Origin of the sequence: Paenibacillus sp. FSL F4-0236 (assembly GCF_038000135.1) — a bacterium.
Taxonomy (GTDB): domain Bacteria; phylum Bacillota; class Bacilli; order Paenibacillales; family Paenibacillaceae; genus Paenibacillus_AQ.
The window spans coordinates 4961866-4982581 of sequence record NZ_JBBOBK010000001.1 but is presented as its reverse complement, the minus strand read 5'-3'; the positions used below and the strand labels follow the sequence as shown (position 1 = coordinate 4982581).

Sequence of the window (20716 nt, the reverse complement as noted above, 5' to 3'; positions counted from 1 at the left end):
CGATTAAAGGGAACTTGTAATTTGCCGATCCCTTTTATGAAATGTATAAGGAGGAAAAAGAATTGAATCCGAAGAGAATATTGCTTACAAAACCGAGCGAGAATTATAAACAATATATTCATTTGATGATCACGGAGACTTCGTCAGATCTACATATTTTAAATATCGTGAAAGGCCGGTTAACATTACGGAAAAAAACCACGAATGCGGTGTATCAACAATATCCAATGGAAGAAGCGCTTTATCAGCTTGAGCAATTGTCTCTGGAATACCAAGCGAAAGGATATATCGAAGAGCCTGAATCGATTCTAGATGCAATAATGATTCCTGAGGATCGTGTATTAGATAAAGCGAAGTGGCACTATGAAGGGGATTTCCCGGAGGATTTAACAAAAGATGCTGCTTACACCGCTACGGGCATGTTCATCACTTGGTTAATTAATAATAATTGGTTTTCAGAGGAAATAGAGTATCAGTTCGCTACTGAAATAGGGAAAGTAAAGCAGAAGCAGCTTACGGGTGCTGAATTCTATCGAAAATGTCTGGACGGCGTGTTTTCAACCCAAGAACTTGCAGATGAGATTAAACCATTCGTCAATGAATATTTGAATATTAAAAAGGACATTTATGCAGCCGAAGACTATGTCCATACCTTTCAAGGAGTTGGACTTACATTTTATCATGTTGCTAATACATGGGAAAATTATGACTTGATTGAACCTGTAATTGAACAACGTTTTAAAGAATTTTGGGAGAGAATACAAAAGATATAGGATGATTCATTACGTGGAATTCACCTGCATTTTTCTTCCTTGTACGTACAGAAAGACATTCGTGAAATTTTTAGATGGGTATAACAAGCCTTAACTTCGGCTCAAATGTAATAACTATTTCGTCAGGCACTGGGTGGGGGGATAATAAAAGAGCAACTGTTGTCAGCCGCCCCTTCATTGAGCAAATACTATTCCTGTAACTTGTTTTCAGTGTTTATACAACACATGTGGAGTGCGTAGTAAGGATATATAGGGAAGATTTAATAATTTAAAATGAGGGGCTTCCTTAAGAGAAGGTTCTTTTTTGTGCACATTTCAATTACTATGTATTAAATTGGTGGAAATTGGTATGATTAATTATGAATATTTTGAAGAGACAATTTCAAAGAGTTAAGAAAGATCCTAGATTTGATTAAAGTGAATACTTCATTCAATATAAAGAAGGCCAAAGCGTTTTGCTTGATTTAGTAGATGGAAAATTATATCCGAAGTAATTGAATATAATGGAATACTACATTACATGAAATTAAAGATGTACATGAATGGCTTAAGAATTAGGACTTACAATGATTAATAGGTTTACAAGGGAGCTGCTTCTAATGAATTTATACTACACAGGTGTGTGCCAACTATTAGATGGTAATCCAACAAGAGTTGAATCTGGATACTATATAAAGACTGATGACGAGCGAATTGTATATGCAGATAAGGTTCCATCAGATGTTCAATTGGTAACATTTCAGGAGCTGGAAGATGCATTGTTTGAAGGCTGCAAGTATGTCATTAATGAATTTGCAAATTCAGAGGATAACAAAGATGTATATGCTTTCAATCTGTATGCGGATGAGCATAACAGTTTTTATATTTACATAAACACAGAAGATTCATTTAGAAATTATGTAGATAGACATTATTCGAGCTATTCCGAAAAGAAGAAACAAGAAATTAAATATAATCAAGGTGATTTCACGTATCAACTGTATCCAAGCGATATGGGGACAAGTCAACAAATCATCGAGGAATGTGAAGAGATTGCAAGTGACTTACAGTATGTAGACCATTTAGAAGATTTGTCGGATGAAGACATACCTGTAATCGTATATGAAAAAAGGATTTTCAATGATGGGTTTTTCCATGCTGCATTAAATGCAATAAAGAGACTGGGAACAGCATTTGAATTAGACAAATTAAATAAATCTAAAAACTTTATCCATTATGCAGCGACAGGAAATGATTATGTAGATTTCAGTCTAGTGATGAGAAAAACAATACAACCAGATTTGTTTTATACTTGTTTTCCTGAGTTGAAAGACAAAGACAAACAATTTGAAATTCATTTAGATCATATTAATAGTAAAAGCATTAAAGAAATTTTAGATTTTTGGGAAGAAGCTCTTCAAGGAGAGTTCAAGAAAGGATCTCCTTATCAGTATTTAAAAACAGAGTATCAAGTGTTTAAGGATTTGGAAAAGCTAGGAGATGATCTAGCTCTAGAATGTATTTCTAGATTAAGTAGAGTTATAGAAAGCGATTTGAACAACAAAATGAACATAAACAAAATTGGAATATACCTAAAAGCATTGGAATTTCTTGAAATTAATGAAGATTTACTTTCCAAGATCAGCTTAATTAAACAGCTAATTGATAATGCCTCCTTCGATGCTTTTCTAGAAGAGTTTATAGATAATGTCCAAAAAGATCTTAATACTATTATTGAAAGAAATACAATAAAAAACTGACTTTAAGAGGATGGAGATATATTAGTAGCGGTTAACGATATTGTCACACTAAAGAAGCTATTTAATGGGGAGTAATAATCTGCACAATTTGTTTTGAGGTTTGACCGTTCCCAAATGGATTTCATATTTAAATTTAAGGTGGAGAATTCTTCTATGAAATTGTACGTAACGGTTAAAAGCTTGGGTAAGCGTAAAAATGTACTGACAAGGCTTCCAATAGAGCTTCCAGTCATTCCGACAACGCTGAAGGAGCTCATTACCGAAGTTGTTATCTTGAATGTGCAGAAGCTAACCGAGAAGCAACAGAGTACTGCGCTGATTCCATTCTTAACGGAAACGGAGATTGAGGAGCGCGGAGAGAGTGGAAAGGTAGGATTTGGCTCGGTGTATAATGAACAGAGTCCTGGTCTTGCCAAAGCAGTAGAGACCGCATTATTAGCTTTTGAAGATGGGCTATATAAAGTATTTATTCGTGAAGAAGAGAATAGTCATTTGGAATCACCGCTTAAGCTTATGGAAGAGGACGAAATTGTATTTATCAGGTTCATAATGTTAGCTGGAAGCCTATGGTGAAGGGAGACAATGAACGATGGAGAAGCAGGAACGAAAGAAGCGTTATTATGCATCATTACAAGAGCGAGCTGAGAGGTTAGACCCTCATCTTTCTCCATTAGCGAAGTTAGTGGTTGAGTTGGGTCAAATGATACATGTGAGTCAGGATCATCATATTTTTTTGAAATGCGAAGAGATATTGCATTCACTCGCTGCGGGGAATAACGATCAATTATTCGAGCCGCTGGTGAAAGTTGTGAAGCAACTTACGAATGAGTACACGGGAGAAGTCTTGGCATATATTGCTGGTCATGCAACGGAATATCCATATAATACGGGATACGCACGCAGACCATTTCGTACATCGGAATGGAGTGCCCACGTGGGGCAAGTGATTAACAAGATGAGTTCGCTCATCTCTATGGATTGTTATGAATTTGATATTATCGATTATTTGACTTTGGCGGACTATCCTTTGAAGCAGGATTATGAGTTGGCACAAACGATTAGTGACGTTATTGCTTACGAGCTAGATCGTAACAATACAGAAGTACTTGCAGCACTTAAGGAAATTGTATATGGAGACAACCAAACGGCGTTACTTACTCACGGAATGATCAAAGGGATATTTATGAGTCATCATGAGGAATTGTATGTAATGATGGGCGAGCTATTGGCTGCTTCACGGTTGCAAGAGGGGCTTCGACAATCCATTGTGGAACAAATGGACGAGGGAACGTTGAAAGCGAATCTGTACATGCTGAAGGTTATCGTTGACCAAGGATTTGTTCGCTATAGTTCTGTCGTGAGAGCGCTAGGCGTATGGACAGGTATGGGACTGGAATCAACAAATCAGCGCATAGCCGGGCAGCTTATTGAAGGAGCTTATCAATCTCTGAATGATGAATCCGTACGTGAGTCCTGGTTGTCTAGTACTAATGCGAATCATGTCTATTTAAGCTTATGGGCTACAGCGGTATTTGAAGAACGTGACTTATTTAGTAAAATTGAGTATTTGATGGAGCACGGAGAGCTATATCAGAAGATCATAGCGCAGTATGTACTCGTTAACAGTAAGAATAACGATGTTCGTTATGGAATTGCACGACAATACTTAGATGCTGCGGATTCAGAATTACAGTATTGGATTCTATCCAATTATTGTTATGAATACAGACGTGTATGGCAAAGAGAGAATGATGATGCGCCAAGTATTACGTTTGATCGTATACCTCTTCTAGAGAACAAGGAGGAACGTCGACGTGAATTTGAACAGCTTAAGACGATGTTCCTAGGCGGTACTCACAAAGAGATATCTGCTCCTTCAAAAGTGTTGGATTTTGCACATGTTTATTACACTCCAGACCTCCCTATTCGCAAAATGCTATACCTTATAGCTTATGACATGGACAGTGAATGGCTCGCCCAAATTATTGCTTTGAAGGATCGATTAAGTGCGGATATGCGTGGAGAGCTGCTATCTCATTTCATGCAGAATATGGATCATTCCATCCAGCGTGAATTCATATTTGCCTCTTTATCAGATAAGAGCATGAGTAACCGCGAGCATGCACTCGATAAGGCGAAAAAATTGACGTTATCGGACGAAGAGTTGATGCTGGTGGAAGGTTTATTGAAGCTGAAGACAGGCTCCTTACGCCAAAGTGCTATCGAGCTGCTGTTGCGTCAGCCCGAGGACAATGTTACCGTCTCACTAACTAGGTTATTGCAAGGTAAGAGTGAATTGCAGAGACTGGCGGCGTTGGAGACGATTGTTGAGATTTTTGAGGATAATGAACGTACGAAGCAGTATGAAGTCTTGAGTTCGCTGCCTAAATTAATTGAGAACCCCACGCAAAAGGAACAGCGGTTGATCGGGAGGCTTAGTAAAAAAAGTGAATATACAGCAGCGAATGGCTTCGGTCTATTTGATCCGTTGGTTATCGAGCCTTGGCTTACAGAGACTCCGGTAATAGGAGAATTCGACTGGAAGAATATCTTCACTATGCCTATTGAAGATGTGATCCGTTTTCTCTCTGGGCTGGAGCAAGAAATTCATAATCATCGTGATGTTGAGTATGAGGTAGAGTATTACTCTGGTTACAAGGATACGCTGCTGTTGGGTACAGAATTAAGAAGGATTCATCCATTTCAAGAGGAAGAGGACGATACAGCGGAGCTTACGAAATATCCTCTGCACGAGGTTTGGAGAGATTACTTAGAGCGGAGTAATTTAGCGGCCTCTGAATTAATGGAGATCTACTTCTATTCCATACTGGACCCCCTTGATCAGACGCTGAACCATTATTATCGGTATTTCTCTGATGAGGTGGATTACGCTGAGCTTGAGAAACATACGCTGTTAGAGGGTTCGCGTAAGGAGTTTGCGGAGCAGTTATATCCTATTACTCAAATTCAAGAGATTAAAGATGCGCTCAAAGGATTTAAGTATACTAGTCAGATCAGTAGCCTGCTTTTTGCTTACTTCATGGATAGCGATAAAAGCATAACATTTGACTTTACGATAAATGCCTTGAGTGCTGTGATGCAAGCGATGCCTAAAGAGAAAGTATCCAAAGAGTGGGGGATATTGAAGCTCTTAGCGAATCCATGGTTCTCTATGGCCCGTAGTCGAGTGTATGATGATGACAGCTTTAAGCGAATGTTCCATACTTTCTATACATTTAATATCATGAATCCAAATGAGAAGGTTGATTCGGTACTTAACCTTAAGGATTACTTACGTGCTTTTGAAGCCGGAATGATCGGTACAGGGGAAGTATATCGGGAATTAGTAGGAAGTCAAGACAGTCGCAATCATATTCGCAATATTACATCTAAACGATATGATTGGATAGATCATAAGCCTGAGTTAGTTGCGATTCGTGAGACGGTTGTGGAGAGGATTCTAGAGGTAGAGCTCGAACGTGGTGATCTAGCTACTGAGGTAACACCTCTGGCCATGGGGCTGGAGCGGATCGAGGGTATGGAGCATTTCATTCATATATTATCTGGGCTGCAGCAAGAAACCTTCATCCGCGGCTATGTCTATGGATATGGGGATAGTATTACGAAGAAGGAATCTTTCAGTCATCTGCTCAAGATCAGTTATCCACGTAAAGGTGAAGAGGATACACTCTTGAAACAATTGCTGGAGGGTCTTGATATTTCGGAGAAAAGGCTGCTAGAAGCTGCTATGTATGCCCCTCAGTGGTTAGATATTGTAGCAAAATATTTAAATTGGGATGGGCTGCGCAGTGCAGCTTGGTATTTCCATGCGCATATTAACGAGGGCTTCTCCGCCGAGAAAGAAACGGTTGTGGCGCATTATTCACCGATTTTAGCGCAGGACTTTAATGATGGCGCCTTTGATATAAGGTGGTTTAAAGAGGCATATGATACGTTGAGAGAGAAGCGATTCGACTTATTGTACGATTGCGCTAAATATATTTCGGCTGGAGCTAATCACCGAAGATCACAGCTTTTCGCAGATGCGACATTGGGGAAGCTCGATATCATCGAAATACAGAAGTCAGTAGAAGAGAAACGAAATAAGGATCACTTGCTCAGCTATAGCCTTATTCCACTAGCTAACAATCGTGAGCAAGATATTCGTGAACGCTATGAATTTATCCAGCGTTTTCTAACGCAAAGTAAGAAATTTGGCGCTCAGCGCCGGGCAAGTGAAAGTATGACTTCGCAAATTGCACTTGGCAACTTGGCGAGAAATGCCGGATATGGAGATGTAATTCGGCTGATGTGGGATATGGAAGCACGAAAGCTGGACGATATGCAATCTTATTTCCAGCCATATAAGCTAGATGAGGAGACGACAGTACAGCTTCTTATTGATGAAGAAGGACAATCAGAGATTGGCATTACTCGAAAAGGGAAAGAGCTGAAAGCCATCCCGGCTAAGTATAAGAAGGATGAATATGTTGCGGCATTGAAAGAAATGAAGTCGGAACTAACAGATCAGTATCGGAGAGCCCGCAAGGAGCTAGAACGTTCCATGGAATCAGGGAATACATTCACTTTACAGGAATTGAAGGGGTTATCAGGGAATCCAGTGATCACACCTCTTTTGCGGACATTGGTGTTTAAGTCGGGAGAGATATTGGGATACTTCGATGCAACTGCAGGAGGGCTTATTGATCCAGCGGGTTCATTAATGCTTATAGGAGATTCAGAAGAGCTCCTTATTGCGCACCCCTTTCATTTATACGAGAGCGGTCTTTGGAGTCAGTATCAGAAGGACTTGTTCGATCGTCAACTTCGTCAACCATTTAAGCAGGTGTTCCGTGAGTTGTATGTTCCGAATGCAGACGAGCAGGCTCAGGGTACGATTTCCCGCAGATATGCGGGGCACCAAGTGCAGCCAAGAAAAACGGTCTCCTTGCTTAAAGGCAGGCAGTGGACAGTTAGTTATGAAGAGGGACTGCAGAAGGTATACTACGCTGAGAATTTGATTGCGAACCTTTATGCGATGGCGGATTGGTTTTCTCCTTCGGAGATTGAAGCACCTACGCTGGAAACCGTTCAATTCTTGGATCGGAACACGTATAAGAGCGTCACCTTGGATAAGGTTCCTCCCATTTTATTCTCAGAAGTGATGCGCGACATAGATTTAGTCGTGAGTGTCGCTCATGTTGGCGGTGTCGATCCAGAAGCCAGTCTGACAACGATTGAGATGCGGAGAGTGATTGTTAAAGAGTCACTGCGTCTATTGAAGATTGATAATGTTCGTTTAGATGGTAATTATGCTCGAATTGAAGGTGCCCTTGGCGAGTATGGAGTACATTTGGGCAGCGGTATGGTTTACAGACAAGCTACAGGAGCTATGCATATCATTCCTGTTCATTCACAGCATAGAGGTCGTATATTCTTACCCTTTATTGATGAAGATCCGAAGACAGCAGAAATTCTGTCGAAGATCGTGATGTTGGCCGAGGATAAGAAGATTAAAGATCCGCAGATTCTAATGCAATTGCAATCATAAATAAGCTCTCACACCACTTCTATTACGGCATGAGTATGATAAACCTATTTGTTCATTTTAAAAGGATAGCCCGTAATTATGGGTTATCCTTTTACCATATTCAGAAGGGAGTTCTATTATTGCGTTATGACATTGAAATTGCTTGCACATCTTATTTGACACTTCACGAACAAAAGCTGCGGATCAAGTCGTTTTTGATAGATTATTTTGGCACAGCTTACTTCTTTCTTGTTGAAACGGGCTTTTCTATAACAGCCGTACAAGAGGAAGTAGCCTTTTTTGAGTGGATGAATACAGGTAGACCGGATCGAACGACTAAAGAATTGTTTCTTTTTGAATGGGCGGAGCAAGAGAGATGGAGTGGGCAATTCCTATTGAAATGCAGCTTTTTTAATCGTTTGGAAGATAATAGCAGGCGGAAGCAATTCGAGAGAATCGTCTTGCAAATGAAAGAACATTTGGGGAAGCCCACCTTATCACTTCATATCGATCAAACAGGAAAATACATCGATGTACGGCAATTCCATCATCGTGCTGATGGGGAAGTTGGCTATGGTTTGCTTCCTTATGCAGAAGATGAGCAGGGACGTTGGCGTGAAAATTTGGGTGTTGGCTTATGGATATATCGTGAGGATTTTCATCTTTTATATGAAGGAATCAAGGTGGTATATCCGCGCAAGGGGGCAGGCTTTGAGGATTTTGATGACACTGGTATGAATTTTATTAGTGAATTTATAGATTATGTAAGTCGGTGGGTGATAGCAACGCTAGAGCATGTGGATGAAATTGCGATTGAAGGGAATTTGTAATAAGTTATATTATCGCAGTTAGCTTCTAATCGACTACATAATTGTGTCGATGAACGATCACATTTTGACCACGAACACTACGAACGTATCATTTTTTTCTGGACATAAAGGAAGGAATTTTCCTGGATTGTGGACTTATAATTCAAGAAAAGGATCAAAAAACATATAAAACTCATCGAACGTCATGGGTGGCATGATGTAAGGTTTTTAAACCTTATATCAAGACATAGAGCCTCGTGAATTAGAGGTCATTGTCCAAGACCACTTCTTAATAGATTTATTAAGAAGTGGTCTTTTTATGTGGTTATGATTTATTTAAGGAACTTAAATAAATCATCTTGAATTTTCACTACAGTGAATATATAATAAATTCAAGAGGTCAGTGCTGACCTGATTTTTTTGATTAATTAATTAACTTCATTTATTAATTATATTAATAATATAACGAGGAGGACATATGAAATCATTTTTGCCCAATGATATTAAAGATGAGAACAGGAAAATAGTTTTTGATATTTTGCTTCAACATCCTGAACTAGCGAAAGTCGAGATTACAGAAAAAACGGCAATGAGCTTTGTTACTGTGAGCAAGATTGTTACCTTTTTTGAACAGATTGGTTTATTGACTGTTACTGGTGAAAGTCGTGAAGGATCTGGCGGCTTAGGAAGAAAACGTACGGTTTACAGATTTAATGAAAACAGCTATACGACCATCGGAATACAGATTATTGGCAACACGATTACAGCGGTACTTATTAATCTGCACGGCAAGGTCATAGATTCGTATTCGATTGAAACAGATATTCCGTTCTATAGCCAGCAGTTCACTTCGATATTTATAGAGATTGTAGAACATTTGAAGAGTAAAGCGAAGGAAACGGATAGTGTTGTATTGGGGATTGGTATTGGCGTTGATGGTGCGATCAATACAAGAAAGAAAACGATCCGGATGAGAACGCATCACAATAAAGAAAACGACTTTAAGTATGAAACGATTATTGAAACTCTCAAGAGAGAAGTGAACTTGCCCATTCTTCTGGAGAATGATGTGAACGCAGCGACTGTGGCGGAATTTCGGAATCTTGAAAACTCGGATCAAGCACTGACGAGTCTCGTTCATGTTGCTGCAGGTGATGGGGTCGGGGGCGGCTTGATTATTAACAAAGAGCTTCACCGCGGCGTTAATGCAAGTGCGGGTGAACTGGAGTATATGTGCTTTGATTCAGAATATAAACGGACTCCATCTTCCGTCGGTTGGCTGGAAAGCAAATTAGCTATTAAGTATTTGTTAAGCACATATGATTTGAATTCAACGAATGACGTAGAAGCTTGCATTGATTATGTTTCGAAGAATCTGGCATTAACGATTACCAATATGATCAGCATTCTGGATATCGATCAGGTCATTATTAGCGGTAAAACGGTAGCGCTGTTCCCGGAACGTATATTGGATCGTACGAAAGGTTATGTCGAGCAATATACGGAGTGGACTCCTCAAATTTCAGTGAGTAAGTTAGAGCAATCAACAGCGATCGGATCAGCGATACTTATCCTCCAGCAAGAGATGATAAATGTCATTTCGGAGTAAACAAGAAGGAAGTGAGCAACATGATCAAAATCTTTGAGAATGAAGAGGAAGTGGCAAACGAAATTGCCAGAGAGATGAAAGATCATTTAATGAACGATCAGCACCCCGTGTTCTGCTTAGCTTCAGGGAGTACTCCACAAAAAAGCTATCAGAAATTTTCCAATGATGCGGACCTCCAATTGAAAATCAAGAGGCTTAACATCGTTAGCTTGGATGAGTGGGTTGGCATTGACAAAAGCTCTGAAGGAAGCTGCTATCAGATGTTGAATCAAGATCTGTTCTCGCAGATTTCACTGGATAGCAGACAGATTGTGTTTTTTGATGGAACATCGCCGGATATGAAGCAGGAATGCTTGCGAATTGATCACTTTATCGAGCAACACCCAATTACATTCAGCTTGATGGGCGTAGGTATGAATGGGCATATCGGATTAAATGAACCGGGTAGCCCAGTATTAAATTACAGCAGTGTTGTGGAGCTGTCGGAAACAACAAAGACTGTCGCTCAAAAATATTTTCATGAGCAGACTGAATTAAAGCAAGGCATTACATTAGGTTTGGAACAGATTGCAAGTAGTAAAAGAGTGGTTGTCGTCATAACTGGAGAGCGCAAAGCTGAAATCGTGAAGGAGATTTTCACAAACTCTGACGCACGGCTGCCTGCTCAGCAATTGCTCGGCTATGATCATATAGATTTCTTTTTAGATGCTGCAGCCGCCAAATATATGGATCAGTCATCATAGTTGAGGAGCGTAATATGGGTAACTTCGTTATTGGTGTTGATATTGGAGGTACAAATATAAGGGTTGGATTAGTGAATGAGCACCTTGAACTTGTTCGGAAGGAGTCGGCATTAACAAGAGATTTCCAAAATGCTGACGAAATTTTCAAAACCGTCAAGGAAATGACAGCGAAAGTCGATCATGAACAGCTAGCAAGCAAGATAGGTATTGTATTGCCGATTCCTTGGAATGATCAAACACAGTTTATTCGAGATATAACCAATATCCCTTGCCTAGAGAATGTTAGTATCGAAACTATCAGGAAGTTCTTTCCGAATTATGAAGTGTTTTTTGAGAATGATGTAAACGTGATCACAGTGCTTGAATCGGATCATGGAGCTGCCAAGCCGTATAATCAATCCATTTATATAACGGTTAGTTCAGGAATTGGATGCGGTATCATACTTGATAAGAAAATTATTCAAGGAGCTCATGGATATGCGGGCGAGATCGGAAGCATGATTATTTCCGACAGCAAAAGAAACCATTCAACGTTGTATAACGGCACTTTGGAATCCCTATGCAGCGGCATTGCTCTTGAAGCGGAAAGTAAGTTTTTATATGGCATTGATGCCACGTCGAGTTTGTTGTTTGAAAGATATCATATGGGAGATCGGCAAGCGATTGAAGTGATCGACAGGTGGGTTGAGTACTTTTCCAACGCAATTGTTTCTTTGATGCAAACAATTGATCCAAATATTTTTGTTATCGGAGGAGCGGTCATTCATCACAACCAGTGGCTGATTGATAGAGTGATAGAAAGCGCTAAAAAGAAAGTCCTTCCACATTTAAAAGAGAACATTAAAATCGTGTTGACTGAATTTGGACCTGACGCCGGAATTATTGGTGCTGGCTATAACGTATATAAAAAGGAAAAAGGAGCTTGAAGACAATGAAAAAGTTGAAGGTTGCGTTAATCGGAGCAGGAAGTGTTTCCTTTGGGCTAGGAGCACTTCAAGATATGGTGTTGTCAGAACGTTTAAAAAATCAAGTAGAGCTCGAAATCGCGCTTATGGACATTGTAGAAGAAAATGTGAATAGAACATACAAGTATGCAACCGAAATGTTCACGGCATTTTCTCATCCTGCGAAGATTTGGCAAACGACGAATTTGGAGGATGCATTAAGAGATGCTGACTTCTCCATCGTTGCGATTGAGGTAGAGAGATATCACTACTGGTCACAAGACTTCCATATCCCACGGCGTTACGGCAGCAAGCAGCTATATGGTGAGAACGGCGGTCCAGGATCAATGTTCCACACTTTGAGAAATCTAGGTCCGATGTTGGAAATTGCAAAGACAATGGATAAGGTGTGTCCAAGTGCTTGGCTAATCAATTACACGAATCCGGAAGCGAAGCTAGTGGAAGCCATTTCCAAATTAACTTCAATCAAAGTGGTAGGCTTATGCCATGGTTTAGACATGGGTATTCATCAGCTAGCTGAATTTCTGGAGATGGATAGTAAAGATATTGCGGTTGAAGGCGGCGGATTGAACCACTTTGGCTTCTTCACGAAGATATGGAACAAGAACACGGGAGAAGATTTATATCCTCTATTCCACGAGAAAGAAAAGCTAGCTAACCGTTTGGCACATTTCGATCATATTGGATTATCCAGAACGTTGTACCATACGTACGGATACTATCCTTACCCAGGTACTAACCATTGCGGTGAGTATATCTCATGGGCTGAAGATTTCTATGCTGGACTACCCTTGCAGTTCCGTTACGACCCAATGAGTGAGCAGCTGTGGAAGAAGGACTCCAGAACACCTGAATTTGTATACTGTGCAAGTGGCAGCACTTTGGATAAAGGCTTATTCGAGAATACGCTGAATCAAGAGCAGTGGTCTGAGCAGGCTTATCTATTTGATAAAGATAAGGTTCAAATCAGTAATGAATATGCAGTGCCAATTATCGAAGCGATCTTCTTCGACGATGAAATCGAGCTGAATGCTGTTAATATGCCAAACCATGGTGCGATTAAAGGACTTCCAGAGGATATGGTCGTTGAAACACAGGCGGTCGTTAACAAAAACGGTATCGCATTTAAACCAATGACGGTAGAACTGCCAACTGCCATTCTCGGCATGATCCATATCCAAGGTACAATTCATAAGCTGCTACTTGAGGCGTTTGTTGAAGAGTCGAGAACAAAATTGCTGCAAGCGATTCTGCTTGATCCGCAAGCTCCAACCTATTATCAAGCTTGTGCGATGATCGATGAGATGTGTGAGCTGCAAAAAGAATTGCTGCCAAAGCTTGAGTGGAATTAGGTTATCTTTAATAAAAAAGGCCTCCGTCTGATGAAATTCAGAACTGAGGCCATTATTTTTTATTACGAATTACTCTAATTCTTTATCTAAGAAAGGTTGCACCAATCGCCGCACCTCATCGGTTGAATTCGTCTCCATCAATTGATTTCTTAGTTCGTCGGCACCATCAAATCCACGAATATAGATTTTGAAGAAGCTCCGAAGTGGATTAAATAGACGTGGTTCATGTTCTTTTGAATATTTATCGTGAAGATCTAAATGAAAAAGTAGTAAATGAAGAAGTTCCTCCACACTATGTTCTTTAGATTCTAGTTCAAAAGCGTATGGATTCTTGAAAATACCTCGGCCAATCATGACACCATCCACGCCGTATTGTTCGACTAATTTTAAGCCTGTTGCACGGTCAGGAATATCTCCGTTAATCGTTAACAACGTATTTGGAGCAATTTCATCGCGTAATTGTTTGATTTCAGGGATAAGCTCCCAGTGTGCATCTACTTTACTCATCTCTTTTTTTGTACGAAGGTGAATGGAAAGATTCGCAATATCTTGTTTGAATATATGTGTCAACCAATCGCGCCACTCGTCAATTTCGCTATAACCTAATCTTGTTTTCACACTAACCGGCAATCCACCAACTTTTGCTGCCTGGATAATTTCTGCCGCTACTTTAGGATGTCGAATTAATCCAGCACCTTTTCCATTGGTTGCGACGTTTTTTACTGGGCATCCCATGTTTATATCGATACCACGAAAACCAAGCTTTTTCATATCCATGCTCATTCGTTCAAAATACTCTGGGTTATTGCCCCAAATATGAGCGACCATCGGTTGTTCATCTTCCGTGAACTTTAATCGAGTAAGCACACTTTCTTTTACTTTTACTTTAGGGTGACAGTAATATTCTGTATTTGCGAATTCCGTGAAAAACACATCCGGTTTTGCAGCTGCACTAACCACGTGACGAAATACAACATCTGTGACATCTTCCATAGGTGCCAATATAAAAAACGGCTTTGGTAAATCAAGCCAAAAATTTTGTTCGTTACTCATTAAGTTCTCCTTCTTTTACAACATTTTGCCCATCATACATAGTATCATTTTTTTTCGCTTGCTGCACAAAATTGTAGAGGGTCTCTTTTTTTTCTATAATCGCTCGGGGTTATACCAGTACTGTTCTTAAATAAACGATAAAAATACGAACTACTAGTAAATCCAGTTTTTTCTGCGATATCAACAATGGTACATTCAGAGGTCTTCAACAGCTCTTTGGCTTTATTCAACCGCATTTCACTAATTATATCGGGTAGTGCTTTTGTAGTTAATTGTTTATATAACCGGCTCAAATAGATTGGAGACATCGAGAGCTCGTCTGCAATTGAATTTATGCACAGGTTGGAATTGCTATAATCTCGCTCAATAATTTGATGTACTTTTCTAATGAGATCTTCTTGTTTTGTACTTCTTTTCTCTTCGAGTTTTTCACTTATTTCTTCAAATATCTTGAAATATGGAGTGTTGATTTCTTCCATGGTTTCAACATGATTTGGTAGTAAGAACGTTGTATCGAATTCGGGTAATGTTAAAATCGCATTGTTCTTTTTTAATGTTCGCAAGACGTTATTAACAGTAAGTGCTAAATGCGATACGACAAGTTGAACAACGGTAAAAGAATATTCTGATATTTCTCCTACGATATCAATATAGATGCTCCGTGCCTTTTCCGCATTTCCTGACATCAAGGATTCAATGAACTGTTTTTCTTTGTGAACTGGAAACATATATTCTTTGGTTTTTAAGTTCATAATGTCAACCGAAAAGAGGATGCTGCCGTATCCTTTGAATAATCGATGATAAGAAGCCTCAAGTACTTGCTTGTAGACTAAGATGCATTGCTCAATGGATTCCTTCACAGGACTAAAGGTAATCGTGATGGATAATTTTAAATGTTTGGTGATTGACAACTGCATAAGCTCTGCCATTTCAATCAACGAATCCCGTTCCGTTATATAAAGCGGATCATGAAAGTTTAGCAAAAGTAAAAGACTATCATCCCCCATATCAATGGCTTCGACTTGAAAGATCGGTGAAGAAATTTCTGTACAAATGTTCATTATGGCATATTTGAGCAATTTTATATCTTCTTTGTATTTCTCGAGGACTGTGGGGAATTGATCGATCCTTATCAAAACAATCAGTGATTTATTATTAACCATAAGCTCTGAATTGAAGTAATGTAATTTCTGTTGTAATACCTCAGCATTATTCGTTTCTCTACCTAAAATCGTATTTCTAAGAAAATCCTGTTTGAGAATATGTTGATGGTTACGTCTTTCTGTTTCCAGGGTTTTGAACTTGCGTATGACTTTGTCAATCGGGCGATATATGCTATGGGATAAAGTTAACGAAATCAACAATCCTAAGAGAAGAATGCCAATACAGATAAATAATATTCGATACCTCATTTCATTTATTTCTTGAGTGATATTGCTATAAGGGGTAATCCGAACATATTTCCAGCCTAATGAATCGGGTGTAGTAAACGTTATTAAAGATTTAACTCCATCCACAGTGTCTACAAAATATGTAGATTCTGATGTATCCTGAATAATTTTCTGTATATAGGTTTTATCAGATATATCAGTTAGCATCTCTTGCTTATCACTACTGGAATATAATATTCCATCCTGATTAATGATAAACGTGTTATTCTCCGAGATCTCTTTCCCCGACTGATCCATTCGCAGGCCTAACCATGATGCCGAGATATTGACAACAACAGCTGTATTTAAATCTTTATTATCATCAATGACGCTATAACATAAGTAAGTGTAGCTTGATACTGGAGTGGTCTGAACCGAACCGATGTTATAGGTTCTGGGAATCGGTTGAAAGGGGCGATGTTCTTTGAATTTCATAAAAAGGTCTAGAATTCCATCATCATCCAGTTCGGACTTCGGTTGAATTCCGCTTCGTGAATTATTGGAACTAATATAGAACTGATTGGATTTCGCATTATATACATAAATGGATTCAATGAATGGTAAGGATGCGCGATAGTTATCAAGTTGTTGCTGTGCAAAAATGACATCATAGATATTCAAGTCCGCATAATACAACAACTTAGATACCGCAGAATCATAGTAAATCTGGGAGGACAGTGAGGTAACAGTCTCTGTCATAGTAGATAATTGCGTTTTAATTTGATTTAGACTATTTGAATCGGAACGATAAACTTGTTTAAGTGCGATGCTTGTAAAGTTCATATAAAGAATAGTTGAAGTTATCAAAAGGGTAATAACAACACATCCAATAGAGCCAAGGAGTATTCGGCTGTAAACTTTTTTATGCTCTTTAGACCAATGTTTTATCATTTTTTGAAACCCCTTTCATCGCTGGTCTGAGTATAAATCATCAGTCTGGTGCTTTCAATCAAATTTATAAATCCAGCAGCCGAAATTAGGTTAAATGTAGTGAATATTCACAAAAGTACAGAAATTTCATACTTCACAAATACGGAGATTACAGCAATGTGTGTCATTGTACAGTATATTATCGAATCCGCTTCTTCTATGATTTGGAAGTAAGATTCACGAGCAATTCTATTCAGGAGGAGGTCAGTCATGTTTAAGAAGAAAGGTTTTTTTTATGAATTAAATAAGAATAAAATCATGTTTTTGATGATAGCACCGACACTGCTTTTTTTCTTAATAAATTCTTATGCTCCAATGGTCGGCATCTATTATGCATTCACAAGTTATGATTTTGCAGGTGGTTTATTTGGAAGTCCGTTTGTAGGATTAGACAATTTTAAATTTTTAACGCAATCTGGAATTCTGTTGAAGTTGACAATCAATACGCTTGGATACAACGTGGTTTTTATCATATTAGGTAACGCGGTATCTATAGGGGCAGCAATCCTATTAAGTGAAGTCCGAGGGAAGCTATTTAAAAAGTTATCACAATCCATTATGTTTCTACCCTACTTCGTTTCGTTTGTTCTGATTAGTGTTTTAGCGTTTAACATGTTTAATGCTGATTCTGGTTTTGTTAATCAGTTACTCAAATCGTTCGGATTGGATCCAGTAGACATATACAATACACCATGGCTCTGGCCATTTCTGATTACAGCATTTTATTTATGGAAGAACCTGGGTTATTCCATGGTCATTTATCTTGCATCCATCATGGGAATTAGCGATGAGTATTACGAAGCTGCCAAAATTGATGGTGCAAATATTTTTCAGCGAATCTGGTATATTACCATACCTATGTTGAAGTCAACATTTATCATTCTGCTCTTATTTGCACTCGGAAGCATTATGAAAGGTCAATTCGATCTGTTCTATCAGCTTGTCGGGAACAACGGAGTGCTCTTCAACGTTACGGATATTGTAGATACTTACGTTTATCGATCTTTGAAAGTTAATTTTGATATTGGTATGGCAACTGCTGCTGGTTTGTATCAGTCTATCTTCGGATTTGTAATGATTATGACAGTGAATTATATCATCAAGAAAATTAATGATGACTACGCATTGTTCTAAAGTAGGGAGGAGGGATTACATTGGATGACAACATTCTAAGTTCTAGAGTTTTCCACATGATGGCTTACCTGATTATTATGATTTTTTCTTTGCTCTGTCTCTTTCCTTTCCTTCTGATCATTTCAGGCTCATTGACAGCCAATGAATCCATTATTCGCGACGGTTTTCACTTGATTCCTAAAGTGTTCTCGCTGGAAGGTTATGAAATGGTATTTATCTTTCCAACTCAGCTAATCAAGGCTTATGGTGTAACGATTTTTGTAACTGTGATTGGAACGTTGGTGGGATTGTTTCTTATTACGATGGCGGGTTACGTTCTGCAGAGGAAAGATTTCAAGTATCGCAATCATTTGTCCTTCTTCATTTATTTCACAACGCTGTTTGGAGGGGGGCTTGTGCCATGGTACATCATGCTGACTACATACTTTGGGCTGGCAGACACCTATGCCGTACTGATATTACCTGGTCTTATGACACCTTTTCTCATTATTTTAATGAAAAACTTTATCAAATCTGCGATTCCGGAAGAATTATTCGAATCGGCCAAAATCGATGGCGCGAACGACTTTAGGATCTACTACAGTATCGTGCTGAAGCTTGCTATGCCTGGCATAGCGACTGTCGGTCTGTTCCTTGCTCTGACGTACTGGAACGACTGGTTCATGTCTTCTTTGTTCATTAATGACGTTAGCATGTATCAGCTTCAATACTACTTGTATAACACGATCAATACCATGATGTTCGTTTCTCAAATGGCCACTGGAACCGGTGTAACACTAGGGCGTGACATTCCGACAGAGTCGACCAAGATGGCAATGGCGATCGTCGTTACTGGACCCATTATTTTCTTATATCCGTTTGTGCAGCGATATTTTGTGAAGGGATTAACGATTGGTGCAGTGAAGGGTTAGTACCGAAAGCAAACGAAGGGAACTCGTATGCGATCGGCTGACATAGATCATTTAATTAAGGGGAGGGTTAGTATGAGAAAAGGAAAAAAGAAATTGTTAACGATCGGCACTTCTTTATTCTTAACTGCAAGTTTGTTTGCTGGCTGCAGTAGTAATAGCACGAATACTAAGGAGGCATCGTCAGAATCAACAACGAATTCGAATTCGAATACCAGTACTCCAGCACCAGAAGCATCAGAAGCGACTGGAATCGACACATCCAAGAAAGTAGAGCTTCAGTTCTATATGCTGGGCGATGCCCCAAAGGATTTAAATCTCATTCAGGATGAAGTTAACAAAATGGCATTAGAAGATTTGAATGCAACCGTCAAATTCAACTTCACAACCTGGACAGACTGGGAGTCGAAGTATAAGCTTCTGTTGTCCTCAGGGCAGCCGATTGACCTGATCTTTACGGCAGAATGGACAAATTACCAGTCATATGCGGTGAAAGGGGCTTTCCTTCCGCTAGATGATCTCCTACCGAAGGCTGCACCTAAGCTACAAGCATATGTACCACAGGATTTCTGGGAAGCAGTCAAGGTTGACAAGAAAATTTACACCGTTCCAGCTATCTGGAAGGAGTATGTAAATGATGGTATTGCCTATCGGGAAGATTTGCGTAAAAAGTATAATTTGCCAAAGCCGGAATCACTCGAAACGCTAGAGCAGTATTTGGATGGCATACGCAAAAATGAACCGGATATGCTACCTCTGGCGGATACTGAGGTTAGTCATGTAGATTCCATACGTCAAATGACTACTAAAACTGTGAATACCAACGATAAAGTTCCATATGGACTTAGCATCATGTATGACACTCCAAGAGACGTAACCAGCTATTGGGGCTCTCCGCAGCATTTGGAAGATTTAAAAATGTTCAGGAGTTGGCAAGAAAAAGGGTACTTTATGAAGAATATGCTGAACATTAAAGATAGTGGTAGTGATATATTTGCTGCCGGTAAAGCCGCAGCAATTTTGGGAAGTGAGAATCCTAACCGCTTTGGTGATGCTGTTGTCAAAGTGAAATCACTGCATCCGGATTGGGAGCTAGGATATTCCCCGTATCCGAACATGAAAGGATTCTCTTCACCCGTTCACCCGATTCATAATGGCTTTGCAGTTCCACGCAGCAGCAAAAACCCAGAGAGAGCTCTTGCTTTCTATGAGAAATTGGTCACGGATAAACGCTACAATTGGCTGACGCAATACGGTATTGAAGGCAAGCATTTTGAAATTGAAGATGGAAAATATTATAAAATGCTTGGTGATGCCCAATCAAATGGATTCACAAGAGAAGGTATGAATGGATGGGCATGGAGAAATCCGGAGTTCATGTTGTTTGATAAGAGCTATCAAGCTGTGCTAGACATGTTCGATGAAATGGATAAGATAGCAAAACCGAATATTTTCCAAGGTTTCGGAGAGGATTGGACGTCTTATCAAGCAGAGAAGGCGGCCCTTCTACAAGTTGAAAAGCAATACTTATATCCTTTGAATGATGGTATGGTTAAGGATGTTGAAGCCGGCTTGAAGTTATTTATGGAAAAGGCGAAAAAAGCTGGTCTCGATAAAATTCAAGCGGAATACACGAAGCAATGGTTGCAGTATTTGGATGATGCAAATATTAAGTGAGTGAGCCAGTTTAGGGTGTTACTCGTAGAGAACAACAGGATTAACCTCCTGTTGTTCTCTACTA

The 20716-nt window shown here is 39.3% G+C and carries 14 protein-coding genes; 12 read left to right on the top strand and 2 right to left on the bottom strand.

The window, feature by feature from the left end; all coding sequences use genetic code 11:
* Nucleotides 1-62: 62 nt before the first annotated feature.
* The 9 genes from NSQ29_RS22390 to NSQ29_RS22350 all read left to right on the top strand — a co-directional run bounded on the left by NSQ29_RS22390 (nucleotide 63) and on the right by NSQ29_RS22350 (nucleotide 13520).
* On the top strand, nucleotides 63-773 hold the full coding sequence (locus NSQ29_RS22390; protein ID WP_341126122.1) for a DUF7832 domain-containing protein: 711 nt from the start codon (nucleotides 63-65) through the stop codon (nucleotides 771-773).
* A gap of 599 nt (nucleotides 774-1372) precedes the next feature.
* Entirely contained in the window at nucleotides 1373-2512 is a 1140-nt protein-coding gene (locus NSQ29_RS22385; RefSeq protein ID WP_339269076.1) for a DUF4303 domain-containing protein, read from the top strand.
* Nucleotides 2513-2665: 153 nt separating this feature from the next.
* Nucleotides 2666-3085, top strand: coding sequence for a hypothetical protein (locus tag NSQ29_RS22380; protein ID WP_339269078.1), 420 nt, complete (start codon nucleotides 2666-2668; stop codon nucleotides 3083-3085).
* A 16-nt stretch (nucleotides 3086-3101) separates the two neighbouring features.
* A complete protein-coding gene (locus tag NSQ29_RS22375; protein WP_339269080.1) occupies nucleotides 3102-8063 on the top strand; it encodes a DUF4132 domain-containing protein in 4962 nt (1653 codons plus the stop codon).
* 119 nt (nucleotides 8064-8182) lie between these two features.
* The gene (locus tag NSQ29_RS22370) at nucleotides 8183-8872 is read left to right on the top strand and encodes a hypothetical protein (RefSeq protein WP_341126121.1); all 690 of its coding nucleotides are present in this window, start codon (nucleotides 8183-8185) and stop codon (nucleotides 8870-8872) included.
* Nucleotides 8873-9329: 457 nt separating this feature from the next.
* Nucleotides 9330-10460, top strand: a complete 1131-nt coding sequence (locus NSQ29_RS22365) for an ROK family protein (protein ID WP_341126120.1) — start codon at nucleotides 9330-9332, stop codon at nucleotides 10458-10460.
* Nucleotides 10461-10480: 20 nt separating this feature from the next.
* On the top strand, nucleotides 10481-11203 hold the full coding sequence (locus tag NSQ29_RS22360) for a 6-phosphogluconolactonase (RefSeq protein WP_341126119.1): 723 nt from the start codon (nucleotides 10481-10483) through the stop codon (nucleotides 11201-11203).
* A gap of 14 nt (nucleotides 11204-11217) precedes the next feature.
* Complete coding sequence (locus tag NSQ29_RS22355; RefSeq protein ID WP_341126118.1) at nucleotides 11218-12129, top strand: ROK family protein; 912 nt, start codon at nucleotides 11218-11220, stop codon at nucleotides 12127-12129.
* 5 nt (nucleotides 12130-12134) lie between these two features.
* On the top strand, nucleotides 12135-13520 hold the full coding sequence (locus tag NSQ29_RS22350; protein WP_341126117.1) for a family 4 glycosyl hydrolase: 1386 nt from the start codon (nucleotides 12135-12137) through the stop codon (nucleotides 13518-13520).
* A 69-nt stretch (nucleotides 13521-13589) separates the two neighbouring features.
* Here NSQ29_RS22350 and NSQ29_RS22345 read toward each other — a convergent pair whose 3' ends face one another.
* Nucleotides 13590-14573 carry a tRNA dihydrouridine synthase gene (locus tag NSQ29_RS22345; RefSeq protein ID WP_341126116.1) on the bottom strand — a complete coding sequence of 328 codons (984 nt, stop codon included), beginning with the start codon at nucleotides 14571-14573 and terminating at the stop codon, nucleotides 13590-13592.
* Between the two features lie 44 nt (nucleotides 14574-14617).
* Nucleotides 14618-16894 (bottom strand): AraC family transcriptional regulator, encoded by a 2277-nt coding sequence (locus NSQ29_RS22340; RefSeq protein WP_339269091.1) that lies wholly within the window; start codon nucleotides 16892-16894, stop codon nucleotides 14618-14620.
* Nucleotides 16895-17143: 249 nt separating this feature from the next.
* Between NSQ29_RS22340 and NSQ29_RS22335 the strand changes: the two genes are divergently transcribed.
* The 3 genes from NSQ29_RS22335 to NSQ29_RS22325 all read left to right on the top strand — a co-directional run bounded on the left by NSQ29_RS22335 (nucleotide 17144) and on the right by NSQ29_RS22325 (nucleotide 20652).
* Nucleotides 17144-18067: an ABC transporter permease gene (locus NSQ29_RS22335; protein ID WP_081951042.1), complete on the top strand. Its 924-nt coding sequence runs from the start codon at nucleotides 17144-17146 to the stop codon at nucleotides 18065-18067.
* A 56-nt stretch (nucleotides 18068-18123) separates the two neighbouring features.
* The gene (locus tag NSQ29_RS22330; RefSeq protein WP_371915721.1) at nucleotides 18124-18978 is read left to right on the top strand and encodes a carbohydrate ABC transporter permease; all 855 of its coding nucleotides are present in this window, start codon (nucleotides 18124-18126) and stop codon (nucleotides 18976-18978) included.
* 72 nt (nucleotides 18979-19050) lie between these two features.
* Entirely contained in the window at nucleotides 19051-20652 is a 1602-nt protein-coding gene (locus NSQ29_RS22325; RefSeq protein ID WP_339800893.1) for an extracellular solute-binding protein, read from the top strand.
* The last annotated feature ends 64 nt before the right edge of the window (nucleotides 20653-20716 follow it).